The 21,002-nt window shown below is 45.7% G+C and carries 19 protein-coding genes; 11 read left to right on the top strand and 8 right to left on the bottom strand.

Annotated features, from left to right (window positions below):
• Positions 1-134: 134 nt before the first annotated feature.
• The 3 genes from QNO02_RS21920 to QNO02_RS21910 all read right to left on the bottom strand — a co-directional run bounded on the left by QNO02_RS21920 (position 135) and on the right by QNO02_RS21910 (position 4,393).
• Positions 135-2,138 (bottom strand): stalk domain-containing protein, encoded by a 2,004-nt coding sequence (locus QNO02_RS21920; protein WP_289389966.1) that lies wholly within the window; start codon positions 2,136-2,138, stop codon positions 135-137.
• A gap of 416 nt (positions 2,139-2,554) precedes the next feature.
• Positions 2,555-3,394, bottom strand: a complete 840-nt coding sequence (locus QNO02_RS21915; RefSeq protein ID WP_289389965.1) for a sulfurtransferase — start codon at positions 3,392-3,394, stop codon at positions 2,555-2,557.
• Positions 3,395-3,457: 63 nt separating this feature from the next.
• Entirely contained in the window at positions 3,458-4,393 is a 936-nt protein-coding gene (locus QNO02_RS21910; protein WP_289392848.1) for a DMT family transporter, read from the bottom strand.
• 438 nt (positions 4,394-4,831) lie between these two features.
• On the opposite strand from QNO02_RS21910, the gene QNO02_RS21905 reads away from it, so the two are divergent.
• The 3 genes from QNO02_RS21905 (at position 4,832) to QNO02_RS21895 (ending at position 7,257) form a co-directional block, all read left to right on the top strand.
• Positions 4,832-5,533, top strand: coding sequence for a polysaccharide deacetylase family protein (locus QNO02_RS21905; RefSeq protein ID WP_289389964.1), 702 nt, complete (start codon positions 4,832-4,834; stop codon positions 5,531-5,533).
• 37 nt (positions 5,534-5,570) lie between these two features.
• Positions 5,571-6,224 (top strand): YkyA family protein, encoded by a 654-nt coding sequence (locus tag QNO02_RS21900; RefSeq protein WP_289389963.1) that lies wholly within the window; start codon positions 5,571-5,573, stop codon positions 6,222-6,224.
• 142 nt (positions 6,225-6,366) lie between these two features.
• Positions 6,367-7,257 (top strand): DUF8580 domain-containing lipoprotein, encoded by an 891-nt coding sequence (locus QNO02_RS21895; RefSeq protein WP_289389962.1) that lies wholly within the window; start codon positions 6,367-6,369, stop codon positions 7,255-7,257.
• A gap of 260 nt (positions 7,258-7,517) precedes the next feature.
• Here QNO02_RS21895 and QNO02_RS21890 read toward each other — a convergent pair whose 3' ends face one another.
• Together QNO02_RS21890 and QNO02_RS21885 are read right to left on the bottom strand one after the other, a co-directional pair.
• Positions 7,518-8,690 carry a mannitol-1-phosphate 5-dehydrogenase gene (locus QNO02_RS21890; protein WP_289389961.1) on the bottom strand — a complete coding sequence of 391 codons (1,173 nt, stop codon included), beginning with the start codon at positions 8,688-8,690 and terminating at the stop codon, positions 7,518-7,520.
• A 48-nt stretch (positions 8,691-8,738) separates the two neighbouring features.
• Complete coding sequence (locus QNO02_RS21885) at positions 8,739-9,407, bottom strand: HAD family hydrolase (protein ID WP_091028223.1); 669 nt, start codon at positions 9,405-9,407, stop codon at positions 8,739-8,741.
• Between the two features lie 503 nt (positions 9,408-9,910).
• Here QNO02_RS21885 and QNO02_RS21880 point away from each other — a divergent pair.
• The 7 genes from QNO02_RS21880 to QNO02_RS21850 all read left to right on the top strand — a co-directional run bounded on the left by QNO02_RS21880 (position 9,911) and on the right by QNO02_RS21850 (position 16,802).
• Positions 9,911-10,837: an ADP-ribosylglycohydrolase family protein gene (locus QNO02_RS21880; RefSeq protein WP_289389960.1), complete on the top strand. Its 927-nt coding sequence runs from the start codon at positions 9,911-9,913 to the stop codon at positions 10,835-10,837.
• A gap of 26 nt (positions 10,838-10,863) precedes the next feature.
• A complete protein-coding gene (locus tag QNO02_RS21875) occupies positions 10,864-12,111 on the top strand; it encodes an MFS transporter (RefSeq protein WP_289389959.1) in 1,248 nt (415 codons plus the stop codon).
• A 405-nt stretch (positions 12,112-12,516) separates the two neighbouring features.
• Positions 12,517-13,464, top strand: coding sequence for an alpha/beta hydrolase (locus tag QNO02_RS21870; RefSeq protein ID WP_133385683.1), 948 nt, complete (start codon positions 12,517-12,519; stop codon positions 13,462-13,464).
• 216 nt (positions 13,465-13,680) lie between these two features.
• The gene (locus QNO02_RS21865) at positions 13,681-13,863 is read left to right on the top strand and encodes a hypothetical protein (RefSeq protein ID WP_249912092.1); all 183 of its coding nucleotides are present in this window, start codon (positions 13,681-13,683) and stop codon (positions 13,861-13,863) included.
• Between the two features lie 130 nt (positions 13,864-13,993).
• A complete protein-coding gene (gene sigK, locus QNO02_RS21860) occupies positions 13,994-14,692 on the top strand; it encodes an RNA polymerase sporulation sigma factor SigK (RefSeq protein ID WP_090915017.1) in 699 nt (232 codons plus the stop codon).
• Positions 14,693-14,866: 174 nt separating this feature from the next.
• Positions 14,867-15,112, top strand: a complete 246-nt coding sequence (locus tag QNO02_RS21855) for a hypothetical protein (RefSeq protein ID WP_289389958.1) — start codon at positions 14,867-14,869, stop codon at positions 15,110-15,112.
• A 328-nt stretch (positions 15,113-15,440) separates the two neighbouring features.
• On the top strand, positions 15,441-16,802 hold the full coding sequence (locus tag QNO02_RS21850; RefSeq protein WP_289389957.1) for an amino acid permease: 1,362 nt from the start codon (positions 15,441-15,443) through the stop codon (positions 16,800-16,802).
• A 58-nt stretch (positions 16,803-16,860) separates the two neighbouring features.
• On the opposite strand, the gene QNO02_RS21845 is transcribed toward QNO02_RS21850, so the two are convergent.
• Entirely contained in the window at positions 16,861-18,045 is a 1,185-nt protein-coding gene (locus tag QNO02_RS21845; protein ID WP_289389956.1) for a serine hydrolase domain-containing protein, read from the bottom strand.
• A gap of 170 nt (positions 18,046-18,215) precedes the next feature.
• Here QNO02_RS21845 and QNO02_RS21840 point away from each other — a divergent pair, with 170 nt between their 5' ends.
• Positions 18,216-18,668, top strand: coding sequence for an Lrp/AsnC family transcriptional regulator (locus QNO02_RS21840; RefSeq protein WP_133385636.1), 453 nt, complete (start codon positions 18,216-18,218; stop codon positions 18,666-18,668).
• A 102-nt stretch (positions 18,669-18,770) separates the two neighbouring features.
• Here QNO02_RS21840 and QNO02_RS21835 read toward each other — a convergent pair whose 3' ends face one another.
• The gene (locus tag QNO02_RS21835) at positions 18,771-19,976 is read right to left on the bottom strand and encodes an MFS transporter (protein ID WP_289389955.1); all 1,206 of its coding nucleotides are present in this window, start codon (positions 19,974-19,976) and stop codon (positions 18,771-18,773) included.
• 146 nt (positions 19,977-20,122) lie between these two features.
• Positions 20,123-20,962 (bottom strand): alpha/beta hydrolase, encoded by an 840-nt coding sequence (locus tag QNO02_RS21830; protein ID WP_289389954.1) that lies wholly within the window; start codon positions 20,960-20,962, stop codon positions 20,123-20,125.
• Between the last annotated feature and the right edge of the window lie 40 nt (positions 20,963-21,002).

Here is a 21,002-nt window from a genome sequence, read left to right as displayed (position 1 = left end):
TGATAAGAGGTTAGTCATACTGATTTATGTGATTGGGTTATGGAGAGCGGGGATTCGTCATTCCTTTAAGCCTAATAAAAAAGCCCGAGTCCTTATTTGGAAACGGGCTTGGAGCACAGAATATCACCTCGTGTTTATCGTGAAATATAATAAGCACCCTTCAAATTAGAGTTACCTTCGAATACCAGCACGTTACCATCCACCTCGTACCAGCGTACCATTTGTCCTCCGGTCATGGTTGCATTCGGCGTTCCATAGACGGCAATGACATGCTTCAGTTTATTGATATCGAACAGAATATTTCGCAACGTACGGCCACCCGCATTGTATATAGAAGCTACATTTACGAGTAAGCCATCTTTGAAGATGAGATTAGTTCCATCATAATAATACCTGTTGGCTTCCGACAACGGCCTTGCGGCAGGTTTACCATTTTCCATTGAATAATAATTCCCTGAATCATTTTCGATGGCCTCGTACAGATCAGGGCGAGCGATAATATCTGCTTCTTTCAGATCCTTGGAAAAAACATGGAGCACTTTGTATTCGTAGCCCTTACCTAAAAGGGAATTCAAGAACCCCCCAGCCATGCCCAATTTTTCGTTCAGTGTCTCCAATGGTACGAAGGTCTGCCCAGCCCAGGTTAATACCGTTTTATCGGATTTGGAGACGGTCATTTGGTAATTACCACGATTGATCGTCAATCCGTTTGCAGTTTTGGACACTGTAGCATCCGCAGCCTTTGCAAAATCGTTCACTTCCACATACCAGCGGTTGTCCTTCGTCAGGAAAGGCCCTTGGCCGGCATAACGCATCGGTTTGCCGTTTACGAGCATTTGTGGTGGAGCTTGCATGGAGATCAGCTTCGATTGGTCACCCGTGTACCCACCTGTATCGGCTTGTACCAATTGAGAATTTTCCATATTACGGGTAACAATTCCTGTCGGCACATGCAGGTAGTAATCTTTCTTTTCGGCTTGGAATAAAAGAATTGAATTGCCTACTTCCTTATATACTCCACCGCCGATATCCGGAATTTCGGATACAACTTTTGCCGTTTTTGTATCGACGATTCTTATTGTTTTTTCCTTGGTAGTTTGCTGACGAATCAGAACGTAACGTTTGGACTTACTGAATCTTATGGAACTTGAAGCATCTGCACGAGATAATGGCTTGATTGCTGTACTTGTAGAAGTTCGATAACCTACCATGGTATTTTCGTTTTTTGGATTTTTATACGAGACATAGGTAAATGAACCGATTTTATTTTCATAAAAAATATTATTTGGCAGTACGGCAGGAATCTTACTTTTTGTTCGGGTTCCGTCTGCATTTAAAATGAATGTTTCTCCTATGTAATTATCATTCCCATGTGTTGTATAATTTCCTATTTTAGCGAGAACTTTTGGATCATTGGATATTTTTTTGTACTCGGTGTATCTTAAGGTTTGGTCGATTTCCTGTGGATATTCAGAAATACGCGCCAGCAGTTTGTTACTGAGCAGTGAATAGACTCGAATATTTCGTTCTTCATAGTTTATTTTTCCGTTACCTTCTTGCAAGGTATAGCCTCCAAAGTCATAATACATTTGAAACGGAGGTTGGCTTTTTCCGAACGTTTGTACCTGATTCAAAACGCTTAGAAGGTTGCGCTCGAGATCATATTTATAGATAACATGATTGCTTACTGACTCCTGTTCACCTTTTGCATTTGGTTGTTTGTCTGTCGTTGAATCACAATAAATCGTAAAAGCTAGCGGACCTTTCTCTGTATTCATCACATATGTGCCAAAGTCCCAACCGCAGCCTGGATAAAATGTTTGCTTCAGCGCTGGATCATCTTTTTGGCGATGGCTCTCCGAATATTGAGCGTCTTTCGATACAGCCAGCGCCTGCTTTGGAAATTCATGAAGTTCAGTCTCCACACGACCGTCATCAAAATAAAACTTTGTTACACGAACCTGTGGTATAACTCTGGATGCTTCCTCCTCGTACTTGAATTCAAATTCGAATTCGGATTTGTATCGCTCTTGTGCTGCTTCTGCTTTTCCACCTGTAATCGGTAGCAACCCACTAAATAAAATCATAGCTACTACGATCAGAAACTTTGTGGCAAAGCGTACCCTACTCTCTTTCATACTCCATCTCCTTAAAATTGTATATTGGTCGCTAAATTACTCATTATAAGAGAATAAGGGGATAATACCAAGAAGGAAAAGTTTGGACGGTCTCTTTCTCGGATTGGTATTCGACGTGGGACCGAGTCGTAACAAGCGATATCGCCTCAATATCGTGCGCGAAAAATTCTCCTACTAATCGTCTATGGCAGTGTCAATGATCTCTGCAGAAACAGTTCAGCCGATGACGCCCTTAAAGCAATCTTTTATACACGTTTCTCAAAGTCGGAAGCTGATCCTCACTCTTCAATTCCTACCAAAACCGCCGCTTATATTAAATGGGAACATGAAAATCACGATAAAATGCCGCCACGAGTCCTTAGACCCAGGCGGCATTTCCGCTTAGCTATTCCAATCATCCACAATGTATCAGAATCCTAAACTTCTTCCCCCGTAGCCACCGGATTCCCCTCATAACTAATCCAGTCGCTCCAACTCCCGGAATACAATTTCACATTCGTATATCCCGCTTCTTCCAGCGCAATCACGTTCGGGCAAGCCGACACGCCGGAGCCGCAGTACACGATAATCGCACCATCCTTGTCCAGATTATTGAAACGCTCTTCTAACACCCCAGTATCTGTCCAACGTCCATCCCAATCCAACACATCTTTCCAAAAATAATTCACCGCACCCGGAATATGTCCGGCCTTGGCATCAATCGGTTCCTCCAGGCCGGCGTAGCGGCGGGCGTCGCGAGAGTCGATTAACACAGCGCTGCCGCTTACCGAGGCTTGTTGCACATCTTGCACATTTGCAAGCATCTGTGGCTGTACGTTCACCTCAAAGGAAGACGGGATCTGAACGGGCACATCCTGAGTCACCGGGAATTTGGCATTTTGCCAAGCGGAGAAACCTTCGTCCATGATATACACTTGCTCATGACCGATGTAGCGAAGCAGCCACCACAATCGTGAGGCATTCATGCCGCCTTGATCGTCATAGGCAATAATGCGTGCATTGGAGCCAATGCCAGCTTTGGATAGACGACTTGCGAGCACAGCCGGATCAGGAAGCGGGTGACGTCCTCCGTGCGCAGAGACAGGAGAGGATAGATCTTGTTCCAAATCGAGATAGACAGCGCCTGGAATATGTCCAGCTTCATAGGCTTGTCTTCCAGCCTCTGGCTGACCGAGCAAGAATCGGCAATCTGCAATGACCACATCCGGTTCGTACATTCTGGCGAGCAGCCAACGCATGGATACAATATTTTTCATCAAAATACACCGCCTTATGAGAGTGGTAGAGTCGTTTATAACTATGCATTACGAAAAAATACGTTATACCGTGGTAGGTTCAACAGGCCCTTTGCCAGCGATAGGAGCATCAGCAGGAATGGGTTGAGGTTTGGTTTTACCATATCGAATGAAGATCCATACCCCGAATATAATGACAACCCCGGCAGACATCTGTAATGCACTGAGGGATTCGCCAAGCAGCATCCAGGCCAGCAATGAAGAAAATACGGGTTCCCCCAGTACGCCCATGGATACCGTCGTGGCATTCATATATTGAAGCAGCCAGTTGAAGAGATAATGTCCAAAGATCGTTGGCACAATGGCGAGCAGCAGGAAGATTCCCCACTCTGACGCAGCGTAACCCCCAAACGGGTGGCCCATGATCAGATTATATACCGCCAGCGTGCAAGCAGCCACGAAGAATACCCAGAAGTTATACGAAAATGCACTAAGTCCCGCTCGCAAAAATTGACCCAGCAGCATATGGACAGCGACTGCAATTGTGCCAAGTAAAGACAGGATATCACCTTGCAGGGCAGTACCTGCCAACTGGAAATCTCCTGCGCCAATAACGATTGATCCAAACAGGGCGATGCCCATGCCGATGATCATCATGCGGTTAATTTTGGCTTTGAACAGCCATACCGAACCGGCCAGAATCAGTATAGGCTCCAGCGCGAGAATAACTGTGGAACTGGCAACACTGGTGAGCCGCAGCGAACCCATCCAGAGCAGGAAATGAAGGGCCAGCATCACACCGGATGCAAGCAGCAAGCCCCATTGGCGTAAGCTCAGACGCATCATCTCGTGTCTGTATTTCCAGACAAAAGGCAGCATCAGCAGATTGGTCAGAAATAGACGGTACATGGCAATGACCGCAACATCTGCGGTAGACCAACGTACAAAGATCGAAGAAAAAGAAATGGCGATAATGCCGACAAAGAATAACAGATAGATGGATCTGCCGGCACGGTTCAAGCTTGTCTTGGGTGTAGCTCCTTCTTGAAGTCTGATAGCGTAAATCACTTCATTATACAGGAGAAGGTAACCGCAGGAAAGATAAAGAGAACAAAGAGATAAGTAGATTGTAACCGGCCTTGTAACTATTCTGTCATTCTCCCGATCCATTTTTCTATTAATCTTCTATATAGAGACATGAAACGAGATAATCTACCAATAATCGGGAAAAAATGAAAGTAAGGAAGTGGCATGAAAGTGAGAGTCCAACAAGAGAGAGCGGGAGAACGTGGAAGTATTCCGCCTAGCACAAGTCGCACGAAAACACATAAACGAAGAAAAATCCGGTATGGAAGGATTAGCATAGCTCTAATGCTCCTGGTACTGTTCGTTACCGGTATAACATATATATTCCTTGGCATGACGCATTGGATTAAAAGCGTTGTGGCGCCGCCTCCAATGACTGTAATCGAACAGCCCGCCAAGCTCGGCATGATACAAGTTACTCCGGATGCGAAGGAGGAGCCGGTACGGTTCCAGGGTCAGGTTCGCAAATTGGCATACATAACGTTTGATGATGGCCCAACTGAATATACGGAACAACTGCTGGATATTTTGAAGCAGCATGAGGCGAAGGCTACCTTTTTCATGATCGGACGTCAGTTGAACCAGCATCCAGAGGCAGTGAAACGGCTGTTGAAAGAAGGCAGTTACCCTGGACTTCACAGCATAACGCATAACTATAAAAAGCTGTATAAGAGCGGCAGCTCTGCGAACTTTGTGAAAGAGTTCAAGAAAGAGCAGAAGATGGTGCAAGACTTGATTGGTTTTACACCTCATCTTATTCGTGCACCTTATGGCAGCAGTCCACAGATCGGTGAAAAGTTCAGAGGTGACATTGCGGCGGCCGGGTTCAAAATGTGGGACTGGACGACAGATTCACTCGATTGGAATCTTCCCGGTCAGCCGGACAAGATTGTGGCCCGCGTGAGCAAAAGTGTACATCGGGATAAGGAAGTAATTCTGATGCATGAGCGGGAGCAGACGGTTCAGGCGTTACCACGCATTCTGAAGTTACTCGAGGATCGGGGTTACGAGTTCGAAGTATACGATCCGGATGCACATTGGATAGCGAATTTTAGCGGAGATACCCGCTTGTAATATAACAACAAAATGATGCAAGAGAGGAAGGGCTTGGGTGCTAACGAGTAAAAAAGTGGCGCTTGCGGCAGTTAGTGTATTGCTAATTCTGCTGGTAAGTGGTTGTGGAGATCCGCAGGAGCCTGCGGCAAATCAGATAAACCAATTGGTGCTCAGCGGTCAGGAGATCGATCAGAGTTTGAAGACGCTGGCCAGTCATGAGCAGGAAGATATGAAGTTATACAAGTCTATTTTAGACAAAGGCAAGAACAAAAATAGTGATCTCGAAGCACTGCTGGATCAGGCAGCAGGTCATATTCATGAACGAAGAACGTTGTTGAAGCAGGCGGAAGAGGCCATGAAACTGACCAACGAGAAGACGGTGGCCCTGCGCAGTTCATTGGAAGAACTATCATTTGAAAAAGAAGAAACGTTGGCACAGGCTGAAAAGGTGCTGGATCAATATGAAGCAAGAGCACGTGCATTGGAAAATTTTGTTACCTCGTATCAGCTGAGTCTGAGTGCCGATGAGCAGTTGTATGATCTGATGAGAGAAAGTGCAGAACCTAATCTGGTTAAGATTAAGCGAGCCATTCGGGTACGAAATAGCGAATATGCGAAGCTTGCTGAATTCCGAAAGCAATTTAACCTCCAGACCAAAGCGTTTAACGGAGCCAATGCCAAACTGGTACAGATGGATCAAGCCAGTTAGGTAGAGGACTACAATAATCGTTCAGACATTTTGCATGATTGAGCTGCCTGTCTCCCGTGTAAGTACTAGTATACAGCCAAGCCAATGGATGAGAAGCAACATGGACAAGCATCATTGCGTATAAGCTAACGGAGGTGTTCATATGCGAAAAAGAAATACAATGAAAGTCAGTGCATCATTCCTGGTTTTACTTATGGGATTCTCGCTTGTGGCCTGTGGGAACAGTAATCCTGCTGCACAGCCACCAGTGAATAATACGGAAGAACAGTCACCAGCACCGGAGCAACAACCAAATGAAAGTGCTGCAATAGAAGCAGAAGGTATTCTGACTGGATGGGCTGATCCGCATACCGTTGAGATTCGAGTGAATGAGAAGCCGATGTCATTCCAGGTGAGTGAAGATCTGCAGAAGTCTCTGGATGATATTGATGACGAAGATTCCGTTCGCTTCAAATATGTAGAGAAAACGATTGATGCAACAACGAAACAGTTGGTACTTACAGAGATTGCAAAGATTGAATCGAGTGATGAGAATAACGGTTCCAATGCAGGCGGCACAGTAACGTCCGATCGTCCGAAGACATCAGAGCTGGAAGTGACGGTAGAAGGAATGACCGAGAAACGCCCAGTGACATTGGCACAAGCGAAAGGTTATTCACTTTATGTGTTTGAACCGATGGCTTTTGACGCGGAAGACCATGAATTAACAATGAAGATTGATCCGGGTTATGAGATAGAGATTGAGAAGTTGCCGGCGAATTACAATCTGGAAGCGCTGAAGATGGATGCCAAGGAAGAGTTGTCCGAGACCGGAGAAGTGAAACAATTAACAGCTGAACAACTCAGTAATGGGCCAATGAAGGATGCAAGATTGTACATGATGTCCCAGAATGATAAGAAAACAGAGTACTTTATTGTGAAAGAACTGGACGGCAATGGTTTCGTTTTCCACATCCAAGCACCTATTGGTGAACCTTCGGAAGGGTTCCTGCCCATGGCCTATGCATCTCTTAATTCCATCATGAATGAGTAGAAAATGAATGAGTCACACGGTTACGCCGAACGGCTAAGTAAATTAAAAAGATTACCTAAAAAGCGTGTTTCCTTGAGAGAGGAGATACGCTTTTTTATTAGCTACACTACCATATAGAGTGTACCGTGCCATGTAAAGACAAAGAGCCGGAAGGAACAGTGCCATGCATAGGTTCCTCCCGGCTTCTTCACCGTGTTTTATTCAGTTTGCGGGATCGAACCAATAACCTTGATAGGACTTGATAGGACTGATAGGCATATTCAGGTTAGTATCGTCGATTCCTTACGCCCTCTGAGTTCCTGATAGCTGGCGATTACATTCTGATGAACGGGATGTTCGTTGGGAATTCCCATGCGTTCACGGATAAAGGCGGAGACGCCATCTTCGCGAATCATGTGTTGTAGCTTCATGGCTTCCTCGTCGCGTTTGTCATTGAACAGCATTGCGGCTGCCATAGCAGAAGTTAAATGAGGAATGTCGATTCCGAATTCACTGGCCTGCATCGCTGGGCGAACAAGCCGATCATGAGGCGAGAGCTTGCGAAGGGGGGAACGTCCAACCCGGGTGACCTGATCCGTCAGGTTGGGATTGGCGAAGCGTTCCAGTATGGTGTCGATATATTTATTATGCTTCTGTGCGTTGAATCCGTGCTTCTGGATGAGCATCTCACCGGTCTCTTCCATAACATGGCGTACCTTGGCCCGCAGGGTGGAGTTGCTCATAACTTGCCGGATTGTCTTGAATCCTTCGAGATATCCGAAGTATGCTGCGACACAATGGCCTGTATTTACAGTAAACATTTTACGCTCAATATAAGGTTCAAGCGAATCCACATAGTGGACACCATCTATTTTCTTAAAACCATCCAGAAGTGCTGGACGATGAACGACCCATTCGTAAAAAGGTTCAACAGTGACCTGCAGCGGGTCTTTATGGTTCTGAGCCGGAACAATCCGGTCCACAGCTGCATTGGGGAAAGAAACATAACGTTCGGCTTTTTTGCGAGTTTGTTCATCCAGAAATGGATAGATGCGTTTCTTCAGCCGGGTGCTACCACCGATAGCATTCTCGCAAGCGATAATATGCAGTGGCGCCTGGTTATTGTTTTTCATGCGAAGTTGAATGCCTTTGGCAATAGGCTCTGCGATATCTCCGAGTGCAGATACACCGACGGCGGTTGTGATCAGATCGGCTGAAGCGATCTCTTCAGCAACCAGATTCTGCTCACTTACGTTGATAGCCGTCACGTTGTTGACAATCGTTGTATCCTGTTCGCTGTTGGCAAGTGTAATCGGGTATTCCTGTCTTTGTTGAAGCATGGAGATTTTCTTCGGGTTACGTGCGACAAAGCAGACTTCGTAGTCGGAAGCGGACAACATATGACCGATAAAACCGCGGCCTATATTGCCCGCACCAAAATGTACAGCTTTCATGTGTGAACTCCCCCTTTAAGGATTAAATCGCGAAATTCGTGCAGACCTTTAGACGGTAGTGACGAGTGGCTTCGAAATCAAATCGTTAAATGAGAGGTCAGTCAAGCAAGACAGCCGTTGGTGAGGCATATCGAATTCCAGTGTTCCTGTGATGGTATTCGATATGACTACGCAGTGCATACCAGCCGCAGCAGCTGCACGCGCGCCGTTAGGTGAATCCTCAATCGCTACGGCTTCGTCTGCAGTTACTCCAAGGGCTTCAAGCGCTTGAGTGTAGAGTTCCGGGTCAGGCTTCACATTTGCAACATCATCTGCCGTACGAATGACTTCAAAATAATCTTTCAGTTTCAGTTGTTCCAGATGCTGTTCAACCCAATCCCGTTTGGAGCTGGATGCTACAGCGAGTTTCAGTCCGGCTTCACGTGCTTGTTCGAGATATTCCTGAATACCAGGACGAACCTTCTCTTTGTTCATCAATGCAGCGTGCTGCAACTGAACGGATTCCCTGAACGCTTCCCGATCGATCGGAAGATTCAAATCTGTGATGAGGTACTCATACGGATTAAATGTTTTCAGACTGGTACCGATGCATTGTGAATACATCTCCAGGGTTAGATCCACGCCGTGTTCCTTGTAAGCATCACGAAAAGCAATATACCATGCTGTCTCTGTATCAATAATCGTTCCGTCGAAATCAAACACCAGTGCCTTAATCATAAATTTGTTCCTCCTGTTTCAGAATTAGTTTGGGAATAAAAACGAATGAAAATTTTCTGCAAATTCATTTCCGTATATTCATTAACCTGCGGGAAGTTAGTTGACGCAGTAAATCGAAAATGAATATTAATTTGGGAAAAAATATGCGTTTTAAGCTAATAAAACCGTAACATAGGACAAACTGAGGGGTCAAGCGCGTCATGATTGTTTACATTGAAAATTTTCACATATATGATTTGTTTTCAGAAAATGATGAACGTTGCAAACCGTTAACCCCTTTGCATGTAAGCGGTGTACCGAATAAACTGTATTTTCAGCTCAAAAAAATAAAACTTTTTTTATGAAAATTTGATAATCAGGCCGTTCAACAGCTTTCGACACTTTTATAATAGAAGAAATGGAGCTTAATTGATTGGATTTTATTAGCTTTACGCCGGATCAAGCCGTGTGGGAGAATGGAAGAAAGATTCTGAAAGTACATGGAGTAAGGGAGGAAGAAAAGGATGCTGCAAAAAGACCGTTTCAATGGCTGCTTCATCGGGCTTGCAGTGGGTGATGCGCTCGGAACTACCGTGGAATTCAGCAGCCCTGGCACGTTTGAACCTGTAACGGATATGGTGGGAGGTGGCGTATTTGGGCTGGAGGCAGGGCAATGGACAGATGATACATCCATGGCTCTATGTCTGGCAGAAAGTTTGGTACGCAAGGCAGACTTTGATCCTGCGGATCAGATGCGCAGATACGTCAATTGGTACAAGATCGGGTATATGAGCAGCACAGGCGATTGCTTTGATATCGGCGGGGCCACCCGAAGTGCCTTGGAGAGGTTTGAGGTAACTGGGGAAGCCTACAGCGGATCAACTGACCCGATGACGGCGGGTAATGGCTCTATCATGAGGCTTGCTCCTGTCGTGATGGCTTACGCTAATCAACCAAACGAGGCGGTCCACTATGCTGGGCTGAGCTCTCGGACAACACATGCTGCAACGGAAAGCGTGGAAGCATGTGAAGTGCTGGCCGCCATAATTGTTGCCGGTCTGCGCGGAGCGGACAAAAACGTCATGCTGATGCCGGAGACATGCAGACAGTGGAGGGAAGAGGTTTCTTTTTCACCCGCTATTGAAGAGGTTGTTAGGGGCTCCTATCAGAGGAAAGAACCGCCCGAAATTAAGGGCAGTGGCTATGTGGTTCGTTCACTTGAGGCAGCACTATGGGCGTTCCATAAGTCGGCAAGTTTTGAAGAAGGCGCATTGTTAGCTGTGAATCTGGGTGATGATGCGGATACTACAGGTGCGGTGTATGGGCAGATTGCAGGTGCTTATTATGGACTGAGTGGTATTCCGGCACACTGGCGGGACAAGCTGGCTATGCGTGAAACGTTCGAACAACTAACAGATGCCTTGTGGTTGAAGGCGACAGAACATCGTTGATTAAGAGATAGGAGAAGAGAACATCTATGAGCACGACTGGACACACAATACAACCACAGGTTTCACAGTCAGGTAAACGAGGGGCGTTTCCATTGTCCCTGTTATGCTTGACTATTGGAGCTTTTGCGATTGGTATGACTGAATTTATTATTATGGGCCTGCTGCCCAATGTAGCAACAGATTTGAATGTAAGCATTCCACAGGCAGGACAACTCATTACGGGATATGCGCTGGGTGTAGCGGTAGGTGCACCGATATTAACCGTGTTTACTCACAAGATTCCACAGAAGAAACTGCTGGTGCTGCTTATGTGCATTTTCATTATCGGTAACGCATTGTCTGTCATTGCTCCCACATACGGGTTGTTAATCTCGGCACGGATATTAACGGCATTTGCCCATGGTACGTTCCTCGGTGTAGGTTCAATCATGGCAACGCGGCTTGTTGCACCCGAGAGAAGGGCAGGAGCGGTATCGGTTGTTCTAGCGGGGCTTACGATTGCCAACATTATTGGTGTTCCTTTTGGTACGTTTATCGGGCAACAACTTGGATGGCGTTCATCTTTCGGGGCGATTACGATCTTGGGCATCATTTCGTTGATTGGCATCATTCGTTTCATTCCCGTGCTCCCGCAAGGAGCACCAGCAAACCTCGGACAGCAATTTCGGAATTTGGTTCGGCCCCAAGTATTATTGGTTCTGCTTGTTGGAGCGATGGGATGTGGAAGTCTATTCGCCGTGTTCACTTACATCACGCCGATGCTTGTGGACATTAGTGGTTTTGCCGAACAGAATGTGACCTGGATTCTGGTGCTCTTTGGCTTCGGCGTTACCTTGGGGAACATGGTTGGCGGCCGTCTGGCGGACTGGAAGCTGATGCCTTCCCTGATCGTCAATTTTGGGATACTGGCGGTGCTTCTGGCTGCACTTACACTTACTCTGGAGAACCCTTATCTTGCTGTAATCACTATATTCTTGTGGGGCGTTGCAGCTTTTGGCATTATGCCGGGATTGCAGATTCGAATCATGAATATGACCCGCGAAGCGCCACTGCTCGCGACAACATCAAGTCACTCCGCATTTAACCTGGGGAATGCAGGCGGTGCCTATCTGGGCGGGTATGCAATTACCCACACGGGTCTTATATCCGTACCTTTGTATGCAGCAGTTATTGCCGGATTGGGTTTGCTAGGACTGCTCTTCAGTCTGTTCATGGAGCGTAAACATCATGGGCCAGAGATTGTTGAGGTTGCAGAGGCAGCGTCGGCAAGTTGAAAATGAAAACTGTTCGCCTCAATTCTTCCGTTGAACGCGGAGAGTTGAGGTTTTTTTTATATCATGATGAGATCCGGAGTTGGGGAGGCGAATAGACGGTATGGTGGTGTGCAGAAGTATACTTTTTAAAGTATAAGATATAGTTATTTAAGTTTTTTGATGATGTACAAGTCTTGGGAGGTGATATAATAAAATTGTAATTGGAATTCATTGTAAATTATGGATCGTGGATCTTTACTTCCATATTGGGAAAGGCAAAGGATGCAGGTCCGTATTCATGCGTGGAAAGGAGGAACTTTACTCTAAAATGTAAGGGCTTTCAATTGAAGTTTTGTGTGTATCTGAAAGACCTGTTACGAGGTTCGAACACGGTTGAAAATCATATTCCAAAGGAGATTGATATTGATGAAAAAACGTCTGTCCAAGATTCTGAGTCTCTCCATCACAGCAGCACTCCTTGTACCAACGATGGCGTCTGCAGCCGATATGCAGGAAACTCCAGCTACAACCCCCATTCAGGCGGTGATCGATCAGGGAGCGACCGGCACCATGGATAATACGGGACAAAATGCGCTGGCTAACACTCCGGTTGTGCCTGCACCGCCGGGTTATGATGCGTATCGTAACAATATTCCACACGGCAATACCAATCTGATCTCCTATTATTCCACAACGGTAGGCAATACACGGAAAGCGACGGTGTATACACCGCCAGGATATTCACAAAATAAAAAGTATAACGTCCTGTATCTCTTGCACGGTATCGGCGGAGATGAGCATGAGTGGGTAAACGCCATGAAACCGAAGAACATTCTGGACAACCTGTATTCTGAAGGTAAGCTGTCAGATATGATCGTTGTCATGCCGAATGGACGTGCTATGAAGGACGACCGTCCAGTTGGTGACATTTTTGCTCCAGACAAGGTGGCTGCGTTTGAACGATTTGAGCAAGACTTGCTCAAGGATCTGATTCCTCATATCGAGGCCAATTATCCGGTGTACAAAGACAAGAATAGTCGTGCGTTGGCCGGTCTGTCCATGGGTGGTGGACAATCGCTTAACTTTGGATTGAAAAATCTGAATACCTTCGCCTGGGTAGGGGCCTTCTCGGCTGCACCGAATACGCAATCTGTATCGCAGCTGGTTTCCAACCCGGGACAAGTTGCCAGCCAACTCAAATTGCTCTGGATCTCCTGTGGATCAAGTGATGGTCTGTTATGGGTCAGCCAGAATTTCAAAAACGGCTTGAGCAGCATGAACATTCCGCATACTTGGTATCTGGATGTAGGTGGACATGAACCATCTGTCTGGAACAGCGGTTTGTATCAGTTCTCACAACGAATCTTCAAGTAATTAACCGGTATTCCTAGGGATTCTCAGATATTTACTGGGATTCATATTGGATGAGCCGTAGCCTCAGTTCTGTTTTGTGCAGAGCTGGGGTTTTTGTTATGAATCAAGTGATCGGAATGGAACATATGAGGTATTTTTATTTTTGAGGAAGGGGTTAATGAGAGTGTAAGTAATGGTTTAATTGATTACATAGGTAGTGTTATGAAGGAGAGGGATATGATGTTTTATTACAAAGGTGCGTTCCGTGAAACGGACAATGTGATCTATTTTAAAAGTGATGTTTCATTAGCCCAGAATGATGTTGTCCTATTTGGTGAGAAGAAGTATTTTATCGAAAGTGTGGAAAAAGAATTTCTCCTGCTTCAGCGGGTGGGTTCCATTGTTTCTGTGAGTCTGTGAAATCTTCGAAAGATCATCCCCTTTTTCAAGTGTACGTGCACTTCTGGGCCTCTGCCTACATACAATAGATCGACCCTGTTCCCACATGTGCTCAGGCCAGATCGTTGTAAAACTGCAGGAGGTGTCATCTGTGCCCGGATTGTTTACCGCAATTGCTCTATTCATTAAAGAGTTAACGTTACTCGTCTCGTATGTCAAAAATAATGCGTTCCCCCAGCCACTGGCTGAGGATGATGAAGCCAAACATTTGCGCCTCATGGCTGAAGGCAATGCTCACTCTCGCAATCTGCTCATTGAACACAATCTGCGCCTCGTCGCGCATATCGTCAAAAAGTTCGACAATACGGGTGAAGATCAAGAGGACTTGATTTCCATCGGAACCATTGGTTTGATTAAAGCCATAGAAAGTTTTCAACAAGGCAAAGGTACAAAGCTTGCCACATTTGCCGCTAGATGTATTGAAAACGAGATACTTATGCATCTGCGTTCCCTGAAGAAAACACGCAAAGACGTATCCTTGCATGACCCCATCGGTACGGACAAAGAAGGCAATGAAATTACATTGATCGATATCCTTGGGACAGAAGCTGATGATGTCGTAGACCGGGTACAGCTCAAGATTGAAAAAAGCAAAATTTATCGCAATCTAGACATCCTGGATGACCGGGAGAAGGAAGTTGTGATCGGTCGATTTGGCCTGGAAGCAGGCGGGGAGGAACGAACTCAACGCGAAATTGCCAAGGAACTGGGCATCTCACGCTCATACGTATCACGGATTGAGAAGCGGGCGTTAATGAAGCTGTATCATGAGTTTTATAAGCAAAAATAGTTGCTGAACAACCAGAGGGCACCTTTATCGGGAGCCCTTTTTACTGTGAAGATACTTAAAATTGGTCTATATAGTATTGATTATTTGGGATTATAACCTAAATAAAGGAATTTCTCTCCTTTTTGAAGAATATCTTATAAACAGACCAATTTAATATATAAGGAGTAAATCATAATGAAGCAGCTTTTTCAAAAAACTCCACTGTGGTTTTTGTTAATCTGGATCGTAGGATTTATGATGATCGTTTTTAACATGATCCAATCAAACTCGGGTAATATTAACTTGATTGCGCTATTGATGATTAGTGTTGCTAATGCTATTCGAGTTTGGAAAACCGAACGTTCATTAGCCATTGCCTTTTTAGTCGTTGCCGCTCTAAGCTTGGCTTATATTTTAATATACTTCTATAGATATGTATAATCAGCATGACGGGAGATAACGAGGGATCATACATAAGACGACGATATTGCAGCTCAGGTGCAACTCAAGATTAGAGAAGCAAAGAGTATGAAAACCAGATCATCAAGAGGGCGCTATCATGAGCGCTGTATCAGTTCTACAAGTATAACCAGCAAGTGCACAACAAAAGTATGTACAAAACCAGAGGGCGCCTTGCACAAAGATGCCCTCTTTGCTGTGCAAAAAAATATATAAAAGAGGGATATGTATTCTGGGCAGATTATTATATGATGAGTAATAATATTTTGCATCGTAGAGAGCATTTGCAGAAAGAGAGTGGTGGTTGATCATGCAGCAAGAAACGTTAACAAGGGGATTAAAGAACAGGCACGTGCAGTTGATGGCGATTGGAGGGGCGATCGGTACAGGTTTGTTTCTCGGAGCAGGCAAAACGATCCAGCTGACAGGGCCATCCATCTTGCTGGCCTACATCATTACGGGTGTAGTGTTGTTCCTGATCATGCGTGCATTGGGGGAGCTGCTGTTAAGTAACTTGCAGTATCATTCCTTTGTCGATTTTGTGCGTGATTACCTGGGAAATATGGCGGCATTTATTACAGGCTGGACCTATTGGTTCTGCTGGATTTCCATTGCCATGGCTGATATTACGGCCGTTGGTTTATATACGCAGTTTTGGTTTCCGAATGTACCTCAGTGGATGCCAGGGTTAATTGCGCTGGTCATTTTGCTAATTATGAACTTGGCAACGGTCAAGTTGTTTGGGGAGATGGAATTCTGGTTTGCCCTGATTAAAGTCGTGGCTATTCTGGCACTCATTGTTGTTGGTTTATATATGATTTTCAAAGGTTTTACAACGGATCAGGGTCCAGCCAGCTTCACCAATCTGTGGAGTCATGGGGGATGGTTTCCGAATGGACTGCATGGCTTTATCATATCGTTCCAGATGGTGGTGTTTGCCTTTGTAGGCATGGAACTGGTAGGACTCACAGCAGGGGAAACGGAGAACCCAGAGAAGGTTATTCCGAAAGCAATTAACCAGATTCCGATCCGGGTACTGCTGTTCTATGTTGGCGCACTGCTGATTATTATGAGTATCTACCCGTGGAACGCCATTGTGCCTACTGAAAGTCCGTTTGTACAAGTGTTTGCCGCTGTGGGTATTGCAGCTGCCGCCGGCATTGTGAACTTCGTGGTATTGACTTCCGCAGCGTCAGCGTGTAACAGTGCCATTTTTAGTACAAGCCGTATGGTGTTCTCCATGGCAAAGGATCGTAACGCACCCGAGTCATTTGCACGACTGAATAACAGGAAGGTTCCTTCCAACGCGCTGTTTTTCTCTACGATTGTTATTTTGATCGCAATTGTTCTGAATTATATCATGCCAGAAGGCGTATTTACGCTGATCACGAGCGTGTCTACCGTGTGTTTCATCTTTGTCTGGGGTATCATGGTGATCTGTCATCTCAGATATCGTCGTACTCAGCCGGAACTGGCGAGTCGCAGCCGCTTCAAACTTCCACTATATCCGTTTTCGAACTACTTGATTCTGGCATTCCTGGCGTTTGTGCTGGTGGTGTTGGCATTGGCCGAGGATACGCGTGTTGCACTGTTTGTCACGCCGGTGTGGTTTATTCTGGTTGCTGGGATCTACCTTCTCAAAAAAAGAAACTTGAGCAGTAACAGACAGTAAGTCTTACCATCGTTGCCAAATAAATAGCCGCCCAATGATATTGGGCGGTTATTCGTATTTAAATTCTTGTAGCCCCTTTGCTTTCACGAATGCCTGCGTAGATGGCATCACAGATATCGGTAGTGTATGGGCCCGACATCCCTTCAAGTGCCGTGTTGGTGAATGCTGCAACACTAAGTTCTTCTTTTGGATCAACAAACCAGGAATGCCCGTAAGTTCCACCCATCCGCCACGTGCCCGGGGATTCCGGGGTGCCAGCTGCAACAGGATCTTTAAGTACTGTAAAACCAAGGCCAAACCCTCTTCCTGGCCAATACGGCATGACGAGTTCACCGATTTGATTCGTGGCCATCTCGGTGGCAACAGCTTCCGTAAGAATAGGCTGACCCCCTTGCCGCAATGTCTCAAGTAAAGTGAGAAAATCTCCGGTACTCCCAACCATACCCGCTCCGCCTGATGGATAAGCCGAAGGTTGATTTGCACGGTTAGGGGCAAGCCGGAAACCGGCAGTACCTTCAATAAAAGGAACCTGCTCCAACTCATTATGGAGAAGACGCGGTTCTTCAGAACCATCAGCGTATGCAGCGGTCAACCGATTCGAATCCACTGCAACAAAATCAGTGTCCGTCATGCGAAGTGGATGAGTAACCAGCAATTGAACAGCTTCTCTTAGTGACATTCCGGTTACCTTTTCGATAACCGCTCCGAGTACATCTGTCGCGATGGAATATCTCCACATGTTTCCTGGCACATACAAAAGAGGAACAGAAGCAAGCCTTTGGAGATTCTCCTCCAGACTAATTCCAGATAAATCCATTCCATCCGAAACTCCTGCGCGTTCATAAGTGCCTTGGTCTTCTTGGAAGAACCGATAGGTTAAACCAGCGGTGTGTGTCATCAATTGACGAATTGTTATTTGAGCGTCCTGACCATGGGTAAGCTTGGGCTTGAATGCAGGTAGCCAGCGAGTCACCGGATCATGCAGACTCAGCTTTCCTTGTGAGACCAATGCCAGAGCTGCTGCTGACACAATGGGTTTGGTTACGGAAGCAAGTCGAAACAGAGCGTTTTCTGCCATGGTACGTTTTTGCTCCCTGTCTGCAAAACCAGCAGCCCGGCTGTATATCAGGTCTCCTCCTAATGCAACTTGTACAACCGTTCCTACGATTCTTTTTTCGCTTATAGCGCGGTCTATTGCCTGATCCACATAAGTATGCAATGTTGTAATGTGTTCTTTTCCCATTCTTATCTTCCTCTCATCAACTGATGTATTTGATTTCTCGGGATAACTGTGTTTATTATATAAATGATTAATCTTGTATTACATGGCTTACTAAAGGTATTATAGTGAATTATCGAATATACTTAAGGTTATTCTTGAATATATCTTATGTATTCAAAGGGGTGTATTATATGGACGAAATAGATCAGCATATTCTGTTTCATTTGGAGAATCAGGCGAGATTATCCATGACCGAATTAGGCAAATTAGTAGGATTATCTCAACCAGCTGTTACTGAACGAGTCAAACGAATGGAAGAAAAGGGCGTTATCGAGGAATATCGTACGGTGATCTCCCCATCCAAATTGGGCAAGCAGAGCACGGCCTATGTTCTTTTTCGTACGCGGGATTGTTATCCTTTCCTGGATTTCTGTCGTGCGTCACCTGAAGTTGTGGAATGTTATCGGATAAGCGGGGAGTATAATTACTTACTGAAAATCCTTACAGACACGATCCAGGGACTCGAAGAGTTCGAGAATAAGTGTGATCCATACGGCACTTACATGACCTTAATTACGATGTCTTCTCCGATTGCACATAAAAATCTCATGGAAGGACCGAATCTACTGGCACAGGCAGAATAAGACCGCAGCCTATAAAACTATAAAATGAAATGCAAAAGAGGAGTTCACATCAAGTGAACTCCTCTTTTGTCCTACGTGTAACTCATGCAAAATGCCTGCCTGTTATTTTACTTTGGGAAATCCATATTCATAAGCCCGCATAGCTACGAGCAATGCGGGGATGAGCAAGATAAACAGCGATCCGGCAAGGTATCCTGCTCCAAATACTTCAAGAAGGATGCCCCCGATGATGCCTCCTCCACCAATCGCCAGATTCCATGCTGTAACCAGCATCGATTGGGCGACATCTGCACTTTTGCCTCCGGTTTGAGCAATGGCAGTTTGTAGTAGTGTGGCAGCCCCGCCAAACGTAAGTCCCCAGATCATAATGCCAAGGATAATAATCACAGGTTGATGAGTACCGATTCCCATCACGACAGACGCCAGGGCGAATGCTGCCAGGCTGATGATTACTAATCTCCTCAAAAATCGGTCAATGAGCATTCCGGTTAACCAAATTCCCACAATGGAAGTGATACCAAAAATGAGCAAAATCAAGTCTACTCTGTTAGCAAATACCGTCTGGGCAAGGTAAGGAGAAATATAGGTGTAAAGGATATTATGGGCAAGCATCCAGGCCAGAACAACAAACAGAATGGGCCTAACGCCGGGAATTAAAAACACTTTATGCAGGGGAAGACGTTCTCCGGCTGGCTCTCCTGCAAAATCCGGCATTTTCCAGAGAACCCATACGATTAAAGCTGCGGTCAGAAGAGATACAATCCCGAAGATGAAGCGCCAGCCGATATAAGAACTAAGAAAACTACCGATTGGGACACCTAGGGCTAACGCTACCGGAGTGCCGACCATAGCCACAGCCATGGCCTTGCCTTTTAACGAATCCGGGACCATCCGACGAGCATAACCTGCTGTCATTCCCCATAACACACCCGCAGAGACCCCGGCCATAAAACGAGCAGCAAGTGTCAGGATATAATCTGAGGATATGGCGGTAACGGAGTTAAAGACAAGAAAGCCGCTAATGCATGCCAGCAGTAAAGGTCTGCGTCTCCATCCACGTGTAGCTGCAGTCAAGGGAATCGCAGCAACAAGTGATCCAATGGCATAAAGAGTCACCAACTGTCCAGTGAGGGCTTCAGTGACCCCCAAGTCTTTTGCGATTTGTGGCAGCAGTCCCGCAGGCAGGCTTTCAGTGAGGATGCAAATGAATCCAGCCATGGCTAAAGCAAGTAGCCCAGCCCACGGAAGGCGTTCTGAAGATATGGAAGGCAGCTCCCTTTGCTTGGGGAGGGATGTGTTAATGGCCATGAATAAAAAACCTCTTTTCTTATCGTTTAATCCTATCCAGAACTATGCATATAAGCTTATCTAAAAAAATCAAACTTTTGCATACAGGATTAAAGGTGAGAAGGAGGTTTTAACATGGTATTTATTTTATTTTGTGAGTTTCTCCGTTAATTCAAAAGATGCTGTCTGTTCAACCATCCAAGGATGAGTTGGACAGGTTCCATGTACCGTTGGCCTACCAGTAAACCCGTATGTGTTGTATCCCAGAGTCCGGCATATTCGGCATCCAGCTGCTTGGTGGTTAATTTGCCTCTCTGATCTTCGTCTTCACAGGAAACAGCCTTGATCACCAAGCTGGGGCAACAGATCAGATCACCATTAATGGATACTCCATCGGCTCCACACAGAACTGAAAAGGTAGCAAATGCCTTCGCAGACTCCGTTTGCAGATATTTACGCTGAAAAGCAATGTCTTCTGCCGTCTCATCTATACTGGTCAGTTCATCACGGACAGGTGCAGGCATGATGATCCCCGGTGTGATACGATTGCTTTCCGGGTAGGGGATTAGCTCATGGACTTCCTTGCTCAGACTGGCGTCAATCACAACCAGGCCTGCCAGAGTAACGGTTTCTGCAATCTTTTGACTGAGAATCCCACCCATGCTAAAGCCAATGAGAACGGGAGGTTCGTTGAACTCGGCTAACACTTCACGAATATCCTCCAAATAATCGTCAAACGTAATCTTTGTCATGTCCATGACCCGACTCTTGTAGTGACTTCTCAGGTTCATGACATAACAGGTCCAACCGTGCTGGACAAAGTGGGGGATATATTTGCTCCACATCCAGCTGCCTGTGTATGCACCGTGAACGAACAGCAGTGGGGGCTTCTTGGTCGTTGTTTCTTCGTCATGAGGCGGGGTTCCTTGGAATATTTCCAAGTGTAAATCATGTTCTCCGATCTTCTTTACTTCATGTTCCGGTAATAATTGAGTGTAGTCCGTCATACCAAAAACCTCCTCTAAACTATTGGTTTGATATCAAACT

Source organism: Paenibacillus sp. PK1-4R (assembly GCF_030369595.1).
Lineage (GTDB): Bacteria > Bacillota > Bacilli > Paenibacillales > Paenibacillaceae > Paenibacillus.
The sequence above is the reverse complement of the archived record's forward strand: the minus strand, read 5'-3'. Positions and strand labels throughout refer to the sequence as shown.